This is a genomic window from Actinomadura rugatobispora, assembly GCF_055379765.1.
In genome coordinates, this window is sequence record NZ_AP029191.1 from 4361700 (window position 1) to 4379452 (window position 17753).

The following is a 17753-nucleotide window of genomic DNA, read 5'->3' on the forward strand; positions in this document are numbered from 1 at the left end:
GCGTTCCCGGCTCGCGGCAGAAGTATCGAGCGGCCTCGGGAGGACAGGGAAGTGAGTTGGCGACAATTCGCCACGGCGCCTTCTGCGGCCGGTGCGGGAAATACCCTGGCGGTTCCGGTCTCGCGTGACCCGGAGGGGAGCCTGAGCACCTTGTTTCGCCTGCAAAGCACGGAGTCCCGCCGCCTGCTCTCGATGGCCCGCAGCACGCCCGGCCGCCCCCTGCTCAGCGTCGAGGAGCCGTCCGGGGAATGGGCCCACCACACCGCCGGGGACCTGGCCGGACGGGTCGCGGCGACGGCCCGGTTCCTCCTGGACGGCGGGTGGGAACCCGGCCGCCACATCGTCGTCGCGCTGCCGAACGGCGAGGGACTGGTCCGGGCCGTCCTGGCGTCCTGGACGCTGGGCTCCAGCCCGCTGATCCTGCCGCCCGAGGCGACGGACCTGGAGCGCGAGACGCTCGGCGCGGACCTGGGCACGGCCTTCACGGACGCGTTGCCGCTCGGCGAACGGGAGCTGGCGACGGCGCTGCGACTCGCGCCGCCCCAGGAAGTCTCGCCGGCGCCGGAGCCGGAGGTGACCTGGCACCTGCCGACCGGCGGCACCACCGGCCTCCCACGGCTGTATCCCGTCGTGCCCGGGCCCGGCAGGACGCTCAGCGGTGTCCGGGAGATCATGCGGGCCGCCGCCTGGCGACGCGACGCCGTCCAGCTCTCCGTCGGGCCCCTGTCGCACGCGGCGCCCCTCCTGACCTGCGTCGCCGGTATCACCGGTGGAGCCCATGTGATCCTCCCGCGCAGGCTCCACCCCGCCTCGGTGATGTCCGCGGTCGAACGGTTCCGCCCCACCTGGTGCCAGCTGACGCCGCACCAGATGGCACTGCTCGACGCGAACGCATCGCTCTGGGACGCCCTGTGCTCCTCGCTCACCGGGGTGCTGCACACGTCCGCGCCATGCCCGGAGGACGTCAAGCGCCGCTGGATCTCCCGGCTGGGCGGCGACCGGGTGTTCGAGACCTACAGCTCCACCCAGGTGACCGGTTCCACGTTCTGCGACGGCGACGAATGGCTGGCCCGCCCGGGAACCGCGGGCAGGCCCTTCCGGGACAACGAGGTACTGATAGCGGACCCGAAAGGCGAACCGCTGCCCCCCGGCGAGACCGGCGAGGTTTTCATGCGCAGCCCCTGGACCCGGACATTCGGCGGAAAGGGCTTCGGGTCACTGCGCGGCCGCGGCGACGGATTCTTCTCCATCGGCGACACCGGCCGCGTCGACACCGACGGCTACCTGTATCTCACCGGCCGCCTCGACGACATCGTCATCGTGGGCGGCGCCAACGTGAACACCCGCGAAGTGGAGCGGGTGCTCCTGACCCATCCGGGCATCGCGGACGCGGTGGTGGTGCGGCGCCACGACGGGCTCATGGGAGACGCCCTCCACACGCTGATCGTTCCCGCCGACCCGGCGGACCCCCCGGGCATCGCCGCCGTGCACGAGCATTGCCGGGGGCTGATATCGCCGCACAAAATCCCGATGACGGCCGAAATCGTCGACGCACTACCGCGTTCGCACGCCGGCAAGGTGGAGCGCTTCCTGCGTTCCGATGCCGCGTCCGCGCCCTAAGGAAGAGATGCCGATGTCGCCCCGTTCCGCTGACAATCCCCTCTCCGCTCTTCTCGACCTCGCCTATGAAGTGCTGGGCATCAACTGCGATCCCGAAGAGAACTTCTTCGACCATGGCGACTCCATGGCGGCCGCCCGGCTGTGCACCCTGGCCGCCCGCCGGCACGGCTGGACGATCACACCCCGCGACGTCTTCGCCTGGACGTCCTTCACCCTCCTCGCCGGGGTGATCGAGCGCGAAGAGGCGGAGTCCCGGGCCACGGCCGCCGGCTCCCGGCAGGAGACCGTCTGACGGGCGGAACGTTCCGGGGCGCGCCCGGTGTCCCGGAGCGCGCCCCCGTTCGGGAGGGACCGTTCAGGCGGACCGGCCGATCTCCGGCACGTCGGGCCCGTCCAGCCAGTGGCGGCCCGGTGCGCCGGGCAGGCTCGGGCGGGACGATCCGCTCTGGCCGAGCTCCGAGGGGAGCGGGCCGACGCGCCGGGCGACCGAGATCATCTCCTGGCGGTCGAAGCCGAACATCTCCACCGCCGCCTCGCCCAGCATCACCCGCGTCTCGTCCTCGGGCACATCGGCGAACAGGTGCGTGAGCCACTCCCGGGTGTGCGGCCAGGAGCCCTCCGGGTGCGGGAAGTCGTTGCCCCACAGGATGTTGCCCACGCCGATCTGGTGACGATCGGCCAGTTCCCTGCGCTTGGCCGTGGAACCTCCGACGAAGCAGTTGGCGTCGAAGTACTCGCTCGGACGCCGCTTCATGTGCCCGCCGAAGCCCGCCAGTTTCTTCGTGCCGTGCTCACGGTCGAACGCCACGTCCATCTGGCAGAGCATGTCCGCCACCCACCACAGGCCGCACTCCTGCACGCCGAACCTCAACCCCGGGAACCGCTCGAAGACGCCGGTCCAGATGAGGAACCACATGGGGCGCGCCGACCACCAGTAGACCTCGGTCGCGTACAGGCCCAGGTGCGGGCCCAGATCCTCGCCGGGGGCCGCGCCGGCATGCGTCTGGACGGGCAGCCCCAGCTCCTCGCAGACGGCCCATACCCGGTCGTACTCCTCATCGTGGTACGGACGGTTCCCGTGGCCCCACAGGGAGGGGATCATGATGCCGCCGCGCAGGCCGTCGGAGTGGGCGCGGCGGATCTCGGTCACCGCCCCCTCGACGTTCCCGACGATGGGGGCGACGATCACGCCGCGCCGGCGTGCCGGGCTCTGCCGGCAGAGGTCGGCCAGCCACCTGTTGTGCGCACGGGCACCGGCGAGTGCGAGCTCGGGATCGTAACCGGCACCGGACATGCCGATGCCCGCCCCGAAGGGCACCGCCGTGGTGGCGGCCACGGCGTCGGCGTCCGGGAAGATCACCTCACCCGCGACGCCGTCCCGGTCCAGTTCCCGGTCCCGGCGCTCGGCGTCCCAGCCGCCCCGCAGGCCCTCGTCGTTCTCCTCGTACCACTCGCGCACGAACTCGTCGTTCTGCGTCTTCTTGCGCATACCGGCGGTCGACTGCTGCCACTGCAGGTACAGATCCAGTTGCGGGTGGTACCTGCTTTCCAGGAATTCCCGGTACTGATCGGTCCGCAGCCCGGCATGGGTGTCGGAAGAAATGATCAGGAACGGGGTGCTTCCGGCGGCGTCGCCGGTGGATTTCTGCATGGTCTCTCCTCCTGTCCGAGCTCGCCGGGATCGGGCGGCGCTCAGGCGACCGCGCCGGCCGTGGCGGTCCGCTCCTTGAGGCGCCGCAGCAGCATGCGGCCGTAGAAGAAGCGCGTGACGAAGGTGAAGAAGCGGTTGGCGAGGTGCTGCCTTCTCGGCATCGGCCTCAGCACGTCCACGATGAGCACCACGCGCCGTTCCGCGCAATTATTGATCACTTCGTGGTTCCAGCTGTCATCGAAGAGGATGCTCTCTCCGTCCCGCCACGTGTGCACGTGGTCGCGGATCCTGATGCGCGGCGGAGCGTCCTCGGGCACCTCGATGCCGAGGTGATAACGCAGGTAGCCGAAGTACGGCCCGCTGTGCCCGGGGATCGACTTTCCGGGGTCCAGGACGGAGAAACTCGCCTGGAACAGGTTCGGGACCCTCTTCAGTGCCGCGACCGTCTCAGGGCACAGCGCCGCGTTCTCCTCCGCCACTCCGCCCATGGCGTACAGATAGAACATCCGCCAGTCGTGGGGCGTGGTCGCGGAGATGTAGCGCTGGAGCGGGTCGAGTTCATGGTAGGTGGGCATGACGGCGACCCGGTCCGCCGCGACCAGGAACTCGCTCCGGATCTCGTGAAACTTCTTCTCGAGCTCACGAAGCTCGGGAATTGTCTCGTCAATGTCGAACACCACCGGGCGCTCATCGCCCCCGGCGGTATTCAGGAACCACAGGTTGAGGCGGTTGTGGAGGCGTGTGACCACACCTGAGAGCGCCGCGAGAACCCGCCTTTCGATAGCCCATGGAACCATGGCTGTACGACCTCCACCGCAGCGCATCGAATCAGGCGTTGAAACCAATCGCCGTGGCGACTATAGGCTGGAGCGGCGCCGAAAGAACCGGCTGTGTCTAGAACTCGCCAATCGCCCGCGAGCGTCCCCGCGGGCGATCGGCATCCGCCGCCCGTCAGCCGGAGCGCTGCTGGAGTTCGCGCTCGCGCCGTTCGGCGGTTTCGCGCGGGTCGTCGATGGTCGTGGGGCCGGACGGGTCGGTGTGCTGCTCGATCGTGTAGAAGCGGACCTCGTGGCCGTCCGGGTCGTGCAGGCCGGGCAGGACCCAGCCGATGCTCGCGGAGTGCAGCCCCGCGTGGGACTCGCCCATGCCGGTGAGGCGGGCGGCGAGGTCGTCCAGTGCGGCCTTGTCCGGGACGCCGATGGCGAAGTAGTCGAATCCGGCCGCCGCCTCGGCGCGTTCGGGATCCAGCCGGAGGGCGAGGCCGGGCCCGCCGCGCGGATGCTGCATCGCGACGCCCATCAGCGTGCCCTCCTCGACGAACTCGATCAGGAGTTCGTAGCCGAGGCGGCTCTCGTACCAGGCGAGTGACCGCTTGATGTCGCGCACCGGCAGCTTCAGGTGATGGACCCCGGCCAGGGTCGGCGCATTCTCCATGATCCCCGTTCCCCACGTATATGCAGTCTCACTGCATCGATGCAGTTATACTGCAACTCATGGTGGACGACGTCAAGGCCGATCTGCGGGCAGCCCGGGTCGCCGACACCGAGGAGAAGATCCTGAGCGCCGCGACCCGGCTGTTCCTGGAACACGGCTACGCGGGCACGACGCTCACCGCCGTCGCCGCACAGGCCCGCGTCGGCGTCCGCACCGTCTACGTGCGGTTCGGAACGAAGGCCGCCCTGCTGAAACGGGTGGCCGATGTGGCCATGGTCGGCGACACCGCCCCGGTGGCCGTCAGCGGCCGGCCCTGGTTCGTCCTGTCCGGCAGCGCCCCCACCCTGGACGAACGGATCACCGCGATGGCCAGTGGCGGACGCGAGATGATGGTCCGGGCGAGCGGCCTGCTCGCGGTGGCCTTGGAGGCCGCGCCGACCGAGCCGGTCCTGGCCGAGGCGGCCCAGGCGGCCCGCGAGGCGACGCGCGACAACCTGCGGCACTTCTGGACCCGGGCGGCGGGCGACGGGCTGCTCCCGGCCGACCGCGACATCGCCTGGCTGACGGAGACTTCAGCGATCCTCGTGCACGTCGAGACCTACCTGCTCGGCACCCGGATGCACGGCTGGAGCCCCGAGCAGTACGAGCGGTGGCTGATCACCGGCCTCACCCGCCTGGCAGCAGGTTAGCCTCCGATCAGGCGGCCGGAACGCCGCTCGCATGTCCCGACCTCCGCCCGCGCGGCATGCAGAGCCTCGCCGAACGCGAACCGCGCTCCCTCCTCCTGGGACAAGACCGCCGCCGCGGAGGCCGCCCACGTCTGACGCCGCTAGTCGGGCAAGGCGGTCGCGCGCGCGTGGGCGCCGAGCACGTGCGCGAGCAGCGACGGGGCACGAGAGCCGTCGCCGCCGTCCGGGAGCACCTCCGGGGTGAGCGTCCAATCCATGCCCACCCACGAATCGCCGACCGAGCCCTGGCCGGACGGAAGGTTGTTGCAGGACTGCCGGATCCGGATGGCGCGCACGGACTCGGCGGCCGCGGTGTCGGTCTCCACCAGCAGCACCGGGACCCCGACCAGCGGTCCGTCCTCCACCAGGCGCAGCAGCCGGTCCGCGTCCTCACCGTCCAGGGCGGCCCCGGCGTCCATGATCACCACCAGCCGGACCGGGGGGCCGCCACCCGGCCCCGAGGCCGGACCGCCGTCCGAGCCGCCGATCCGGCGCAGGTCCACCAGGTCGAGCAACCGCCGGAGCCGCTCGGCCGCCGCGGGACCGGTGGCCACCCCGCCGCCCAGCAGCCCGGCCCTGCCGGTCGGGTCGAGCGAGTCCAGCCAGCCGGCCCCCGACAGCCCCACCGCGTCGATCACCTCCAGCCCGACCAGCCCGGGTGGGACGGCCGCCAGAAACCGGGTCACCAGCGACCAGGCATAGGCCGCCGCGTCGCCGGGCAGCGTGCCCCGCGAGATCCACACGCCGCGCCGCCAGGGCACCGGCAGAAGGAGCGGCACCCGCAGGTCGGGCATCTCCGCGGTGGACAGCCGCCCCAGCAGGACCCCCTCGGCCAGGTCGGTGCGCGGTCGCCACGTCAGCCAGGAGGGTGCGTCGAAGGGTGCCGCCTCGGCGGTGACGTGCTGCTCCACCCGGGCCAGCTCGTCGCGCAGCTGCGCGGCATCGGACCGCAGCCGCTGGTCGGCCGCCGCCATCAGCTGGTCGAAGCGCCCGCGCGGCGCCCGGCCGACGACCTCGTCGTTGCGGATGTTGAGCGCGTGCTCGGTGGACGCGCGGAACGCGGCCAGCGAGCGGCTCGCGTCCTCCCAGACCAGCCAGCACCGTTCGAGGTAGCCGACCTCCCCGGCGGGCGGCCCCTGCGGCGCGGAGGTGCTCTGCGGGCCAGGCGGTGCCCCGACGACGGGACCGGGCGGCGAGGCGACCGTCTCCTCGCCCGCGTCCTCCACCTCGACACCGTGCGCCTCGACCAGCTCGACCAGCCCGCCGGCGTAGCCCTGCCCGACGGCACGCACCTTCCACCGGTCGGCCCTCCGGTAGATCTCCAGCCCGATGATCGCCTTTTCCGGGCCCAGCCCCGCGACGGTGAACAGCGCCACCGGATCGCCACCGGCCGTGAGGAGCTGGACCTGCGGCGGTGACACCGCCCCGAACGAGACACCCCGCCCGGCGAGGCTGACCGCGATGAGCACCGCCTGGGCGTCCGCGGGAACGGCGTCGAGGTCGAGGTCGACACGCTGGTGGCCGCCGCCCTCGCTCCAGCGCACGCCGGGCGCCTCGGGGGCGTTGAAGAACACCAGGTCGGTGTCGGAGCGCACGCGCAGGTCCGGGCCCACCAGCAGGGCACTGACGTCGACGGGAACGGCACAGGACACGGTGGCGGTCACCCGTCGGGCGGGCAGCGGGGCGTTGGCGCCGTGCGAGAGTTCGAGCATCGCCCGTCAGGCCAGCCCGGCGATCGTCGGCAGCATGTCCTCGAAGGTGCGTCCGTGGCACGGCTCACCGATCGCGTTCATCTTCCACCCCTCGCCGTGGCGGTAGATCCGGGCCATCACCATGGCGGTATGGGTGCCTCCACCGGTCAGCGTGTACCGGGCGAGCTCCCCGCCGTCCATCTCGTTGACCAGCCGGCAGAAGGCGTTGTCCACCTCGTTGAAGGTCTGCCCGTTGAACGAGCTGACGGTGAAGACCAGCGAGCCGACGTGCACCGGCAGCCGGGCCAGATCGACGATCACCGACTCGTCGTCGCCGTCGCCCGCGCCGGTCAGGTTGTCCCCGGTGTGCCGGACCGAGCCGTCGTCGCTGACCAGCTTGCCGAAGAAGACGACATCGGCGATGCGTCCGTCGGCGAAGAGCACGCAGGAGGCGTCGAGGTCGATCTCCCGCTGCCGGGAGCCGAAGAAGCCCTGCTTCCGCACCGCGTCCCAGCCCAGCCCCATCCGGACCATGCGCAGCGCCCCGCCCGGCTTCTCCAGCGGGATCCGCTGGCCCTTCACCATCGAGACGGTCACAACCGTCGCCTCCCTGTGTCCCCTGCGCCGCGCGCTCCCCAGGAGCGCCCCGGCCTCCCGGTCACCATCAAGCCGAACAAGCCAGGGCAAAGCCTTGCAGCCCCGCCGCCGGGTCGCCACCCCGTTCACGGAGACACGGAACCGGGGTGGAGGTGGGTCATCAGGTCTGCGGGGTTGGTCAGCCGCCGGGGGTGGTCACGGTCATGCCGCCGGGGCCTACCTCGGCCGAGAACGCGCCGGAGACGGGTTTTCCCAGGCGGATGACGGCGCGTTCGCCCTGGACGGCGACCAGGGTGAGCGAGATGCCGTTGAGGTTGCCGGAGTCGGGCACCTTCCTTGCCGGCTGGGTGAAGGTGGCGGCGCCGGACGCCAGGTCGTAGGTGATCTCTTTCTCACTCACCTTCTTCACTGTGATGTCACCGAAGCCCGCCCTGCTCTCGCCGGTCGCGTTGAAGCGGATGACGTCGCCGGCCTTGATCTCGACCTCGCACCTGGCGTCCGCGCAGGACTTCAGGCGCGTACCGTCGGCCGCCTTCAACGCCGCCGGGCTCGCACTCGGCGCGGCGGACGTGGGGGCGGGCGGCGGCGGGGTGCTCGGTGCGGACGTGGAGGCGCGCGGGGCGGCCGTGTCCGGCTCGTCCTCGCCGCACCCCGCGAGCGGCAGGGCCGCCGCGGTGATGAGCAGCGCCCACGAGGCGCAACGATCCAGGTGCCGCTTCTGCTTCATGCTCTCTGCCCTCCGTCGTAGCCCTGGCCGCAGGGTAGGGCCGGCCGTCCGGGACCACTCCCGACGGTTCCGTCCCGGCATCCGGTTGACAGGGGGTGGGGGGCACGAGAAGGTCCCGGCGATGGAGATCAACGAACTGTCGCCCGCCGAGCGCCGTGTGTGGCGGGCGTTCCCGCGGGGCGGCACCGTCGATTTCCGCCGATCCGACGACGAGGACCCGGAGGACGGCCACGCCTGGGGCCCGGAGCGCACCGTTCGCGCCAAGGTCCTGCGGGCCCTCCTGCTCACCGGCTCCGCCGAGGAGGGCGAGGTCGCGGCCTTGCGGGTCGTCGGTGCCCGGATCACCGGCGTGCTCGACCTGCAGTACGCGACCGTCGAGCACGCCATCCGCCTGTGGGGCTGCCATTTCGAACGCGCGGCCATCCTCTACGGCGCGCACGTCCGGCAGCTCAACCTCGGCCGCTCCTACCTGCCCGCCGTTGAGGCGGCCACCATCCAGGTCGACGGCGTCATGCGGCTTTCCGAGTGCTTCATCCCGGGGCAGGTCCGGCTCGGTGGCGCGCGGCTGTCCGGCGCGTTGTTCCTGGAGCGGGCGCGGCTCGGCGACGAGGACGAGGATCAGGGCGACGTCCTGCACCTCAACCACGCCGCCATCGACGACGACATGTGGGCCCGGGGCCTCACCGTCCACGGCCGGATCCGGCTGAACGGCACCAAGGTCTCCGGCACCGTCAACCTCGACGAAGCGGTGCTCGTCAATCCCGGCGACACGGCGCTGGACGCCAAGTCCTTCTCCGTCGGCACCGACATGCAGGCCGTGGGAATGCGCGCGCAGGGCCGCGTCAACCTGCGCGGCACCACGGTCGCCGGAGGAATCGACCTCACCGGAGCGCGGCTTTCCAACCCCGGCGGTGTGGCGCTCCGGGCCAGCAGCGTCATCGCCCGTGAGTTCTGGCTGCGGAACACGCACCCCATCGAGGGCGCGGTCAACCTGCGCCGCTCGCAGTTCGAGCTGCTCCACGCCGCCCCGGACGTGTGGCCGGACGTCGTCAAGCTCGACGGCCTCACCTACAGCGCGCTCACCCCGCACCTTCCCGCCGAACAGCGTCTGCCGCTGCTGGAACGCGAGGAGGACGGCTACGTCCCCTACACCTACGAGCAGCTCGCCGCCGCCTACCGGCGCATCGGCGACGACGCGGCGGCCCGCATGGTGCAGCTGGCCAAGCAGCGACGCCATCGCGCCACACTTCCCCGGTACGCCAAGATCTGGGGCTACCTGCAGGACGGCACCGTCGGCTACGGCTTCCGGCCCATGCGCGCGGCGGCCTGGCTGGTGGCGCTGCTGCTCGCCGGCACCCTGGCCTACGCGCAGAAGCGGCCGCCCGCCCTGAAGCCGGGTGAGGCCCCGGCCTTCAACGCGCTCTTCTACACCTTCGACCTGCTGTTGCCGATCATCGATTTCGGTCAGGAGAAGGCGTTCAAGCCGCAGGGCTGGTACCAGTGGCTGTCGTACGCGCTGATCCTGTCGGGGTGGATCCTGGCCACCACGATCGCCGCCGGCATCACCCGCACCATCAGCCGCCAGTAGAGCCGGCGATCAGGGGGTCCTGCCGGTGAAGCCGAGGAATTCGGTCTGGAGGTCGGCGCCGGGCGGAGTCGGGACCTTGGGGCCGAAGGCCCAGGGTTGGCGCAGTGCCTCGTCCATCGGCTTGAGGTGCTCGTAGACGTGGGCGACCAGGCCGGGGTCCAGGCGTTCGTCACCGCCGGTCGCGCGGGCCAGGTCCCAGGTGTGGACGAGGACGTCCTCCGGCAGGGCCTCGACGGTGTCGGCGAACGGCACCATGCCGACCGGGGAGGGCAGTTGTGCGGTGCGGCAGGCGGGGTCGTCGATCGCGGCGGTCAGGTCGGCGCTGATCTGGATCCAGGCGGCGTGCAGGGACGCGTCGGACTCGACGTGCGGCAGGGCGCCCATTTCGGCCAGGCCGACGCCGTGGACGGGCTCGGGCTCGGTGCCGCGGACGGTGGAGGCGATACGGCGGGTCTCGGAGATGACGTGGGCGGCCACATCGCGGGCCGACCAGCCGGGGCACGGGCTCGGGTCGTCCCAGCGGTGCGGCGGGACGGCGGCGATCCTGGCGGCGAAGCCGTCGGCGGCGAGGCGGAAGCGTTCGGCCTGGTCCGACATGGCGTCTTCCTTCAGTACGCGTTGCAGGGCGTTCATTACGTGGGAGCGCCAGCCGCCGCCCATGATGGTGCGGGAGCGCTGGTGCAGGGGGTTGTCCGGGTCGAAGCCCTCGTGGAGCAGGAACAGCCGGGTGCCGCGGCCTTCGGGCTGGAGCGTCCAGGTAATGGTCCAGTCGGTGTCACCACCGCCTTCGGCGTCCTGCCAGGAGACGCGGAGCATCTTCTCCGGCTCGAAGGCGAGCACCTCGGCCAGGACCGTGCCGGAGAACCCGGTGGCCGGTACGGGACGGGTCTGCATGCGGTAGCGGTGTCCCACCTCCAACCGGAAGTCGCCGGGCATCAGCCACCTGGCCAGTAGTTCCGGCTCGGTGAGTGCCCGCCACACCTTGGCGGGCGGGTGCGCGAGGAACTGGTCGACGCTGATCGTGTCGCTGGTGGTCATGATTCGTCACCGTCCAGGGTGTCGAGGACGTCGCTGAGGTCGGTCAGGCGTTCGCGCCAGAATCGCTCGAACGGGTGGAGCCACTGCTGGATCTCCTCCAGCGGTGCGGCCTGCAGGCGGTAGAGGCGGTGGCGGCCCTCGCGGCGTTCGTGGACCAGGCCGGCCTCGCGCAGCACCCGCAGGTGCTCGGAGAAGCTGGGGCGGGCCATCGTGAAGTGCCCGGCCAGTTCGTTGACGGAGGCCGGGCCCCGCTCGCGCAGCAGGTGGAGGACTTCGCGGCGTACGGGGCTGGCCAGCGCGGCGAAGAGGCGATCCTCGGTCACGGTCATGACCTCCACTATACGTCGGATTTTTCCTACCTATTGCAGACACACTGATTTCGCGTGCGGAGGGTCCCGCGTCTCAAGGTTTTTCGGTCCTGACGCATAAAAGCGGCGGATTGCACAGGCAGGGCGGATAGGTGATGATCTGGACGTGACAGGCGATCTCGATCATCGGGCGCGGTTGAGGACTCTCGTTCCCGAGGCGCGGGTGCGGACCGAGTCGGTGGACGGCCTGGTGCGGAGGCTCGCGGAGGTCCCCGCGGACGCGCTGGCCGACCTCGTCCTGGACGCGCAGGAGCCCTGGTGGCGGCGGATGGCCTGCGCCCGGGCGCTGACCGGACGCGTCCCCGACGGGCGTGCGGCGGCCCTGCTGGAGTGCGTGCGCGACGACGGCGTCACCACCGAGATCCGGCGGGCGCTGCTCGGCGCGCTGGGCGTGCCGGGGCGGCCACATTCGGACGAGCTGCTCGGCTGGTTGCGGGCGCAGGACGGCGCCCCGGAGACCGAGCGGTACAACCTGGACACGGCGATGGCCCTGGCCAGGGCGGAGATGGGCGACGTGAGCGCGGCGGGACGTCTCGCCCTGCTGGCCGCCGACCCCTGGGCGCATCGGCGGAAGGTCGGAGAGCAGGCCGTCGACGTCCTGGTCGAATCGCGGGGGCTCCCCGCCGTGCTCGGCGCGCTCGGCGCCGGCTCACCGGAGGAGCTCGTGACCGGCGGGAGGTCGGCGGCAGATCGGCTGCTGGGCGTGCGGCTCGCGTGGCGGGCGGGCGGCGACGTGACGCCCGCGCTCGCCGACGCCTCGACGATGGTGGCCCGCAAGGCGTACGAGCTGCTGAGCACGGCCGATGACCGCGATGACGGCCCGCTCCTGGCGATGGCCCAGGAACGGCGCCCCGGCCACCTGTGGGCGCTGGCCGTGCTGCACCGGCGCGGCCACGAGATCCGGGCGATGTGGGAGGAGCTCGGCCCGCCCCGCATCGAGCTGCCGGGGGTGCCGGCGGACGTGCGCGAGGCGATCGTGCGCCAGTACACGCCCGGCCAGCGCGACACCGACCCCCGGTGGCTGCTCGAGGCGGCGTGCCTGGAGCCGGCGCCCGACCCCTGGGACAGCGACTTCGTCGAGGACCGCCTCCACCGCGCCGCCGAGGCCCTCACCGCCGCGGGCCTGGACCCGCAGGAGCCGGTGGCGGCGGGCGAGCACGAGGGGACCGGGTCGGGCACCTACGACGTGATCAAGATCAGTGCCGGCCAGCTCATGGTGAGCACGCTCGGGCCGTTCTTCGGCGGCACCGGCGCCGACGGGCGGGCGATCGCGGCGTTGCGGGCGGCCGGGTTCCGGCACATCGACCAGGTGCTGGCCGGGATCCGCTTCGAGAAGCTGCACGTGTACTTCTTCGGAGAACGCGAGCCCTTGGCCGTGGGGGATCTGCTGTTCTACTGGCAGGACTAGGGCCGCCAGCGGGGGTCGCGTCCGGAGGCGCCCAGGGCCCGCTCGAAGGCCGGGGCGTCCGCGTCCACGGCCACCGGGTCGGCGAAGCCGTCGTACTGCCGGTACATCTCGGCGTTCTCCTGGACGACCCGGAGCAGGAACGCGCCCGCCTCCGGCGACACGTTGAACTGCTGGCCGGTGGCCGCGGCGACGTCCCAGCCGTGCACGGCCGTCTCCTTGATGATCAGCGAGGCCACCTCGGTCGCCGGCGACGACGCGAACCCGAGGTCGATCTCGCCCTCCCACACCGCCGGGTCCGCCCAGGCGGCGACGGCCCGGTCGAGCTGCGCGGCGTACTCCTGCGCCCAGTCCCGGTCGACGGTGAAGTCGCGCTGGGTGAGCGACTCGGGAAGCTGCTCGCGCAGCGCCCTGTGCTCCAGGCCATGGGACGTGTAGAGCACCCAGTGGTTCACCAGGGCGCGAAGGTCGAACTCCCCGCACGGAGTCGGATCGGACAGGCGCTCCCGGTGGACGCCACGGGCGACGCGGGCGGCCTCGGCGGCGCATTCCTTCATGTGGACGTGGAGTTCGTTCATGCGGTCCACGCTACGGACCGGCCGGGACGCGGCTCTTGGAGAAACGCGCCAAGTACCCTGGTCAGGTGGCGGATATGGGACGTGGGGTGCTGTACCCGCACGAGCACGAGTCCATCGTCAGCGTGGACCGCCAAGCCCCCTGCCCGGAGCTGGCGCGGTTCGTGGAGTTCTACTGGCACGTCCGGTGGGACACCGACGAGCCCTATGAGACCAAGGTGCTCTCCCACCCGAACGTCCACCTCGTCTTCGAGGAGCCCGCCCCGCTGGTGTACGGCGTGGACCGCGCCCTGTTCGTGCGGAAGCTCGAAGGGCGCGGGCAGGTTCTGGGGGTCAAGTTCCGTCCCGGCTACTTCCGCCCGTTCGCGGGGCGCCCGGTCATCGAACTGGCCGACCGCCGGATCCCGGCCACCGAGTTCCTCGGCCCGGCCGTGGAGGAGGTCAACCGCGCCGTCCTCGGCACAACAGACCTCGCCGTGATGGTGCGCCGGGCGGAAGAGTTCCTGCTGCCCCTGCTACCCGCCGTCCCGGACCCGGTCGCCGAGGAGGTGGCGGAAATGGTCGGGCGCATCACCGCCGACCCGGCGCTGTTCCGCGTCGACGAGGCCGCCGGGACGCTGAACGTCTCCACCCGCACCCTCCAGCGGCTCTTCGCCGAGTACGTCGGGGCGAGCCCCAAGTGGGTGCTGCGCCGCGCACGCCTGCACGAGGCCGCGGCCCGCGCCGACCAGGGCGCCCGCATCGACTGGGCGGGCCTGGCCGGCGACCTGGGCTACTTCGACCAGTCCCACCTCACCCGCGACTTCACCGCCGTGGTGGGCACCTCCCCCGCCCGCTACGCCCGTTCCTAGGACGCCGTCAGGCGGGTCAGGTCGGCGACGAGTTCGGACGCGACGGCCGGGTCGACGTCGCCGAGCCGGACGGCGGCCGACTCGTCACCGTCGCGGACGACGGACACACTGGTGATCTTCTGCTCCTGGGCCGGGTCCATGATCTCCGGCTGGATCCCCGGCGTGAACGCGATCACGGCGCGGCACCCATCGGGGATCTTCCGTGCGATGTCGACAATGCTCCCGTACTCGGTCTCACTCGCGTCCCAGGCCCGGCTCCGCAGCGCCAGGATCCGTCCCGTGGAGACCTCCACGCCCTCGAACCGCCCCATCCGGTCGCCGTCCCGCTCCTCCTCGGTCAGGGCGTGGACGGGACGGCCGAGCTGCGCGAACGGCTGGATGATCTCGTAGTCGGCCAACAGCTCCGACCAGGGGCCCAGCTCCCCGTCCAGGTGGAGCGGGTGCGCGATCGATATCCGCGCGGTCTCCGGCAGGGTCACCTCCGCGTCCTTGACATCGGCGAAGGAGCGGTCCTCTGCGATCCGGAAGGAGAACGCGCCGTCGCCGGACCGGGACGTCCACACCAGGCGGCGGGCGATGTGCCAGACCAGGGGGTGCTCCACGATGAAGGTGCGGAACTCGTCCACCGGCCATTCGCGCAGGTCGGCCATCGCCCGTTCCAGCCGGTGGAGCTGGTCGCCCGCGACCGCGGCCACGTCCTTCTTCAGCGCGGCGAACCGCTTGTGCGCGGCCGGCGCCAGCTCGGGATCGTCGGCCGCGCCCGGACGCGGCAGCGACTTGCGCGGCTTGCCGTCCTCGTCGATGACGCACGGCTTGAGCTGCTCGTCGAAGCCGACCCGGAAGCGGCGCGGCCCGTAGTCGAGGGTCATGCCGCCGTCGGCGTCCAGGCCGAAGTCGGGCGCCAGCCGGTCGGCGAGCCGCTCGGGCGTCAGCTCCAGCTCCGCGGCGACCTCGTCGAGCCGTTCCCGGGCCCGCTTCCGCAGCGACGTGGACCGCGCCGACTGGGCGACGCCGTTCAGGCGCATCAGCGCGACGTCGGACCCGATCGCGGCCAGGACGTCCAGCCCGGCCACCACCCTCGGCGTGCGGCGATCGGCCGACCACGTGCGCAGCAGCGGGGTCAGCCGCCGCACCGTGCCGTCGTCGCCGAGCCAGCCGAGCTGCGCGAGCGCCCACCCGTCGCTGGACTGCGCCCCGTGGGTGTCCCAGCGGCGGAAGACCTCCCAGGCGAACTCGGCCAGCGACTCGCGGTCGCACAGGTCGCGGACGATGCCCACGCCCGGGTACACCTCGTCCGGTTTGGAGATCGCCACCATGCTCAGCAGGTGCCCGGCGGCCTGCGCGGGAAGGGCCCGCTCGCGGTCGCGCAGCAGCACCTGGGGAAGCAGTTCCGGGTCGGCCCACGCGCCGATCTTCGGCATCCGCGCCGGCAGCGCGTCCAGGGGGTCGGCGGCCAGCATCGCCGCGATCGCGTCGGCGGCACGGTCGCCGTGCGCCCGCGCGGCCTCGGCGATCGGGCCGGTGCCGTGCCGGGACGCCAGCAGCCGCAGCGCGGCCTCGGCATTGCCCCGCGCCGCGCCCTGCTTGCCGAGCGCGGCGGGCAGCAGGTACGGGACGGCGTTCAGCCCGTGCCGGTCGAACCAGGCCAGCGCGACCTTACGCAGCCGCCGCACCCTGACCAGCCAGCGGGCCGCGTACGCCGCCGTCTCCGCGTCCAGGAACGGCAGCACCAGATCGCCGGTCTCGGACTGCTGCGCCTTGAGCAGGGCGGAGAACACGTGGAACGCGTCGTCCTCGAACCTCGCCAGGATCATCCGCACGCGGGGATCGGCGGGGTAGACGTGGTCGTAGTTGGGCGCCCACATCGGCAGCAGCGACCGGGCCTGCTCCTCGGGGGCGCTGGCGAGCACCCAGAGCTGGTTGTGCACGCCGTACCGGCGGAACACCTGGACGGGGTCGTCCTCGTCTTTCCAGTGGATCCCCCAGCCGTACCGCGGCGTCGCCCAGCGTTCGCGCTCGCCCGGCGCCCAGACGATCGACCGGCTCTCCGGAGCCGTCAGGCCGTTGATGACGACCGGCTTCGCCTTCTTGCCGCGCGCGGCCCACGGCGGTTCAACCAGCAGTTTCGGGAGCGCGTCGGCGGGCGCGTCCGGAACCCGGCTTCCGGCCAGGGCCTCCAGCATCGGCGCGACGGCCTCGCGGGCCTCGTCCGGGAGACCGGGCAGCGCGGACACCACCGTGTCGTGGTGCGCGCGCAGGTGGCCGCGCAGCAGATCGGCGGCGACCCCGGCGGTACGGGACGTCCCGGCCGCGACCGGCCCCAGCAGCCGCAACGCCCGGACGGGGAACCGCCCCATTGCGTCGATCAGCACGGGCTGGGCGTGCTTGTCGTCGACCCGGTCGACCAGGATCTGGAACGCCTCGTCCGCCGGAAGAATGGCCAGGCCCCTGAGAAGCTGCTTGCCGGACTCAACACTGAACCTGTCCAGCCACGCCTTCAGCAACGGCACGGCGGCCGCGCCGAGCCCGTCGACCAGGGTGGCGATGGCGTCCTCGTCATACCCGTAGTGGACCGGCTCGAAGTGGAGCGCCATCAGGTCGGCGTGGGCCTGCGTGCCCACGGAGCACATCAGCATCCAGTGCTTCAACCGCGCGCGGTAATCGTTGACCGCGGGGTCCTGGCAGCACTCCTCCACCCAGTCGTGCCGGGTGGGGGCCAGGTACGCCGCCTCCAGGCGCTGCTCCGAGGACTTCCGATGCCGTTCCAGACCCTCGACGGCCGCCCCGTAGTCACCCTCGTCCGCCGCGGCCAGAAGGATGCGCGCGCGGCGCAGGCAGGCATTGCCCCGGACGCGCATGGTGCCGTCGTCCCGGTGATGGATGGACAGGGCGCTGGAGTTGGGCGTCTGGTAGACCTCGACCGCGTTCAGATGCACGGTCGCGCACGCAGCAAACGCGAGGCCGTGCTGGGCCGTCCAGGCGTCCACGATCCAGTCCGGCAGCGGCCCCGGACGCACAGGGGTCGCGCTGACCAACAGCAGGACCACCACTGCCGCACCCACCGGATCAGCCTCGCCGCCCAGGTAACGGCGGGTGCTCGCAACCGCAGCGGGCTCGCCGCCCGCCTCCAGTGCCTTCTGGACGTGGGCGCTGTGCTCCTCGACCCAGGCGGCCAGGCGACCCGGGGCGGAGGCGTCGATCTCGACCTCGGGAACATGGCGGCCACCGCGCCGCGGATGCACCTGCCGGCGCCAGGTGTCCGGCATGTCGGGGAGCTGATCGTCCATAGCGGCCCACGCTAGGCGATGCCTCCGACATCCAGCGCCGAACGTCCGGAGAACGTCCGGTTAGGGGCGGCGGCGCCCGCCTGACCGCCACATAGCCGCTCGGACACCGAGGTAGACCATCTCAACCGCCGGGCGGCCGCCCTAATAGGGGCAGGCGTGGTAGCCCCGCAGCCGGGCCGGGCTACCGTCCGCC

General features: G+C 71.9%; 16 protein-coding genes. 6 read left to right on the forward strand and 10 right to left on the reverse strand.

Translation table 11 applies throughout. From position 1 onward, the window contains the following. The first annotated feature begins 150 nt into the window (after positions 1–150). Together ACZ466_RS19045 and ACZ466_RS19050 are read left to right on the forward strand one after the other, a co-directional pair. Entirely contained in the window at positions 151–1620 is a 1470-nt protein-coding gene (locus ACZ466_RS19045) for a class I adenylate-forming enzyme family protein (protein WP_378283293.1), read from the forward strand. 13 nt (positions 1621–1633) lie between these two features. Continuing rightward, positions 1634–1912: a phosphopantetheine-binding protein gene (locus ACZ466_RS19050; RefSeq protein ID WP_378283292.1), complete on the forward strand. Its 279-nt coding sequence runs from the start codon at positions 1634–1636 to the stop codon at positions 1910–1912. Positions 1913–1975: 63 nt separating this feature from the next. Here ACZ466_RS19050 and ACZ466_RS19055 read toward each other — a convergent pair whose 3' ends face one another. The 3 genes from ACZ466_RS19055 to ACZ466_RS19065 all read right to left on the reverse strand — a co-directional run bounded on the left by ACZ466_RS19055 (position 1976) and on the right by ACZ466_RS19065 (position 4705). Continuing rightward, a complete protein-coding gene (locus ACZ466_RS19055) occupies positions 1976–3271 on the reverse strand; it encodes an amidohydrolase family protein (RefSeq protein ID WP_378283291.1) in 1296 nt (431 codons plus the stop codon). Positions 3272–3312: 41 nt separating this feature from the next. Beyond that, positions 3313–4020: an aspartyl/asparaginyl beta-hydroxylase domain-containing protein gene (locus ACZ466_RS19060; RefSeq protein ID WP_464043892.1), complete on the reverse strand. Its 708-nt coding sequence runs from the start codon at positions 4018–4020 to the stop codon at positions 3313–3315. A 202-nt stretch (positions 4021–4222) separates the two neighbouring features. Then, on the reverse strand, positions 4223–4705 hold the full coding sequence (locus tag ACZ466_RS19065; RefSeq protein WP_378283289.1) for a VOC family protein: 483 nt from the start codon (positions 4703–4705) through the stop codon (positions 4223–4225). A 59-nt stretch (positions 4706–4764) separates the two neighbouring features. On the opposite strand from ACZ466_RS19065, the gene ACZ466_RS19070 reads away from it, so the two are divergent. Next, entirely contained in the window at positions 4765–5394 is a 630-nt protein-coding gene (locus ACZ466_RS19070; RefSeq protein ID WP_378283288.1) for a TetR/AcrR family transcriptional regulator, read from the forward strand. Between the two features lie 140 nt (positions 5395–5534). On the opposite strand, the gene ACZ466_RS19075 is transcribed toward ACZ466_RS19070, so the two are convergent. The 3 genes from ACZ466_RS19075 to ACZ466_RS19085 all read right to left on the reverse strand — a co-directional run bounded on the left by ACZ466_RS19075 (position 5535) and on the right by ACZ466_RS19085 (position 8448). Then, positions 5535–7145 (reverse strand): TerD family protein, encoded by a 1611-nt coding sequence (locus ACZ466_RS19075; protein WP_378283287.1) that lies wholly within the window; start codon positions 7143–7145, stop codon positions 5535–5537. 6 nt (positions 7146–7151) lie between these two features. Further along, positions 7152–7721 (reverse strand): TerD family protein, encoded by a 570-nt coding sequence (locus ACZ466_RS19080; protein WP_378283286.1) that lies wholly within the window; start codon positions 7719–7721, stop codon positions 7152–7154. A 178-nt stretch (positions 7722–7899) separates the two neighbouring features. After that, positions 7900–8448 (reverse strand): hypothetical protein, encoded by a 549-nt coding sequence (locus ACZ466_RS19085; protein WP_378283285.1) that lies wholly within the window; start codon positions 8446–8448, stop codon positions 7900–7902. A gap of 121 nt (positions 8449–8569) precedes the next feature. On the opposite strand from ACZ466_RS19085, the gene ACZ466_RS19090 reads away from it, so the two are divergent. Next, positions 8570–10036: a translocation/assembly module TamB domain-containing protein gene (locus ACZ466_RS19090; protein ID WP_378283284.1), complete on the forward strand. Its 1467-nt coding sequence runs from the start codon at positions 8570–8572 to the stop codon at positions 10034–10036. 9 nt (positions 10037–10045) lie between these two features. Here the strand turns inward: ACZ466_RS19090 and ACZ466_RS19095 are convergent, their stop codons facing one another. After that, on the reverse strand, positions 10046–11074 hold the full coding sequence (locus tag ACZ466_RS19095; protein WP_378283283.1) for a TIGR03086 family metal-binding protein: 1029 nt from the start codon (positions 11072–11074) through the stop codon (positions 10046–10048). Next, positions 11071–11403 (reverse strand): ArsR/SmtB family transcription factor, encoded by a 333-nt coding sequence (locus ACZ466_RS19100; protein ID WP_378283282.1) that lies wholly within the window; start codon positions 11401–11403, stop codon positions 11071–11073. Before ACZ466_RS19100 ends, ACZ466_RS19095 begins: the two co-directional genes overlap by 4 nt. Before the next feature lie 145 nt (positions 11404–11548). On the opposite strand from ACZ466_RS19100, the gene ACZ466_RS19105 reads away from it, so the two are divergent. Continuing rightward, positions 11549–12850, forward strand: a complete 1302-nt coding sequence (locus tag ACZ466_RS19105; RefSeq protein WP_378283281.1) for a hypothetical protein — start codon at positions 11549–11551, stop codon at positions 12848–12850. Here the strand turns inward: ACZ466_RS19105 and ACZ466_RS19110 are convergent. After that, complete coding sequence (locus tag ACZ466_RS19110; RefSeq protein ID WP_378283280.1) at positions 12847–13425, reverse strand: TIGR03086 family metal-binding protein; 579 nt, start codon at positions 13423–13425, stop codon at positions 12847–12849. The two genes, ACZ466_RS19105 and ACZ466_RS19110, sit on opposite strands and share 4 nt — an antisense overlap. Positions 13426–13499: 74 nt before the next feature. Here ACZ466_RS19110 and ACZ466_RS19115 point away from each other — a divergent pair, with 74 nt between their 5' ends. Further along, positions 13500–14273, forward strand: coding sequence for a DUF6597 domain-containing transcriptional factor (locus ACZ466_RS19115; protein WP_378283279.1), 774 nt, complete (start codon positions 13500–13502; stop codon positions 14271–14273). Here the strand turns inward: ACZ466_RS19115 and ACZ466_RS19120 are convergent. After that, complete coding sequence (locus tag ACZ466_RS19120; RefSeq protein ID WP_378283278.1) at positions 14270–17560, reverse strand: DUF4132 domain-containing protein; 3291 nt, start codon at positions 17558–17560, stop codon at positions 14270–14272. The two genes, ACZ466_RS19115 and ACZ466_RS19120, sit on opposite strands and share 4 nt — an antisense overlap. Positions 17561–17753 lie beyond the last annotated feature (193 nt).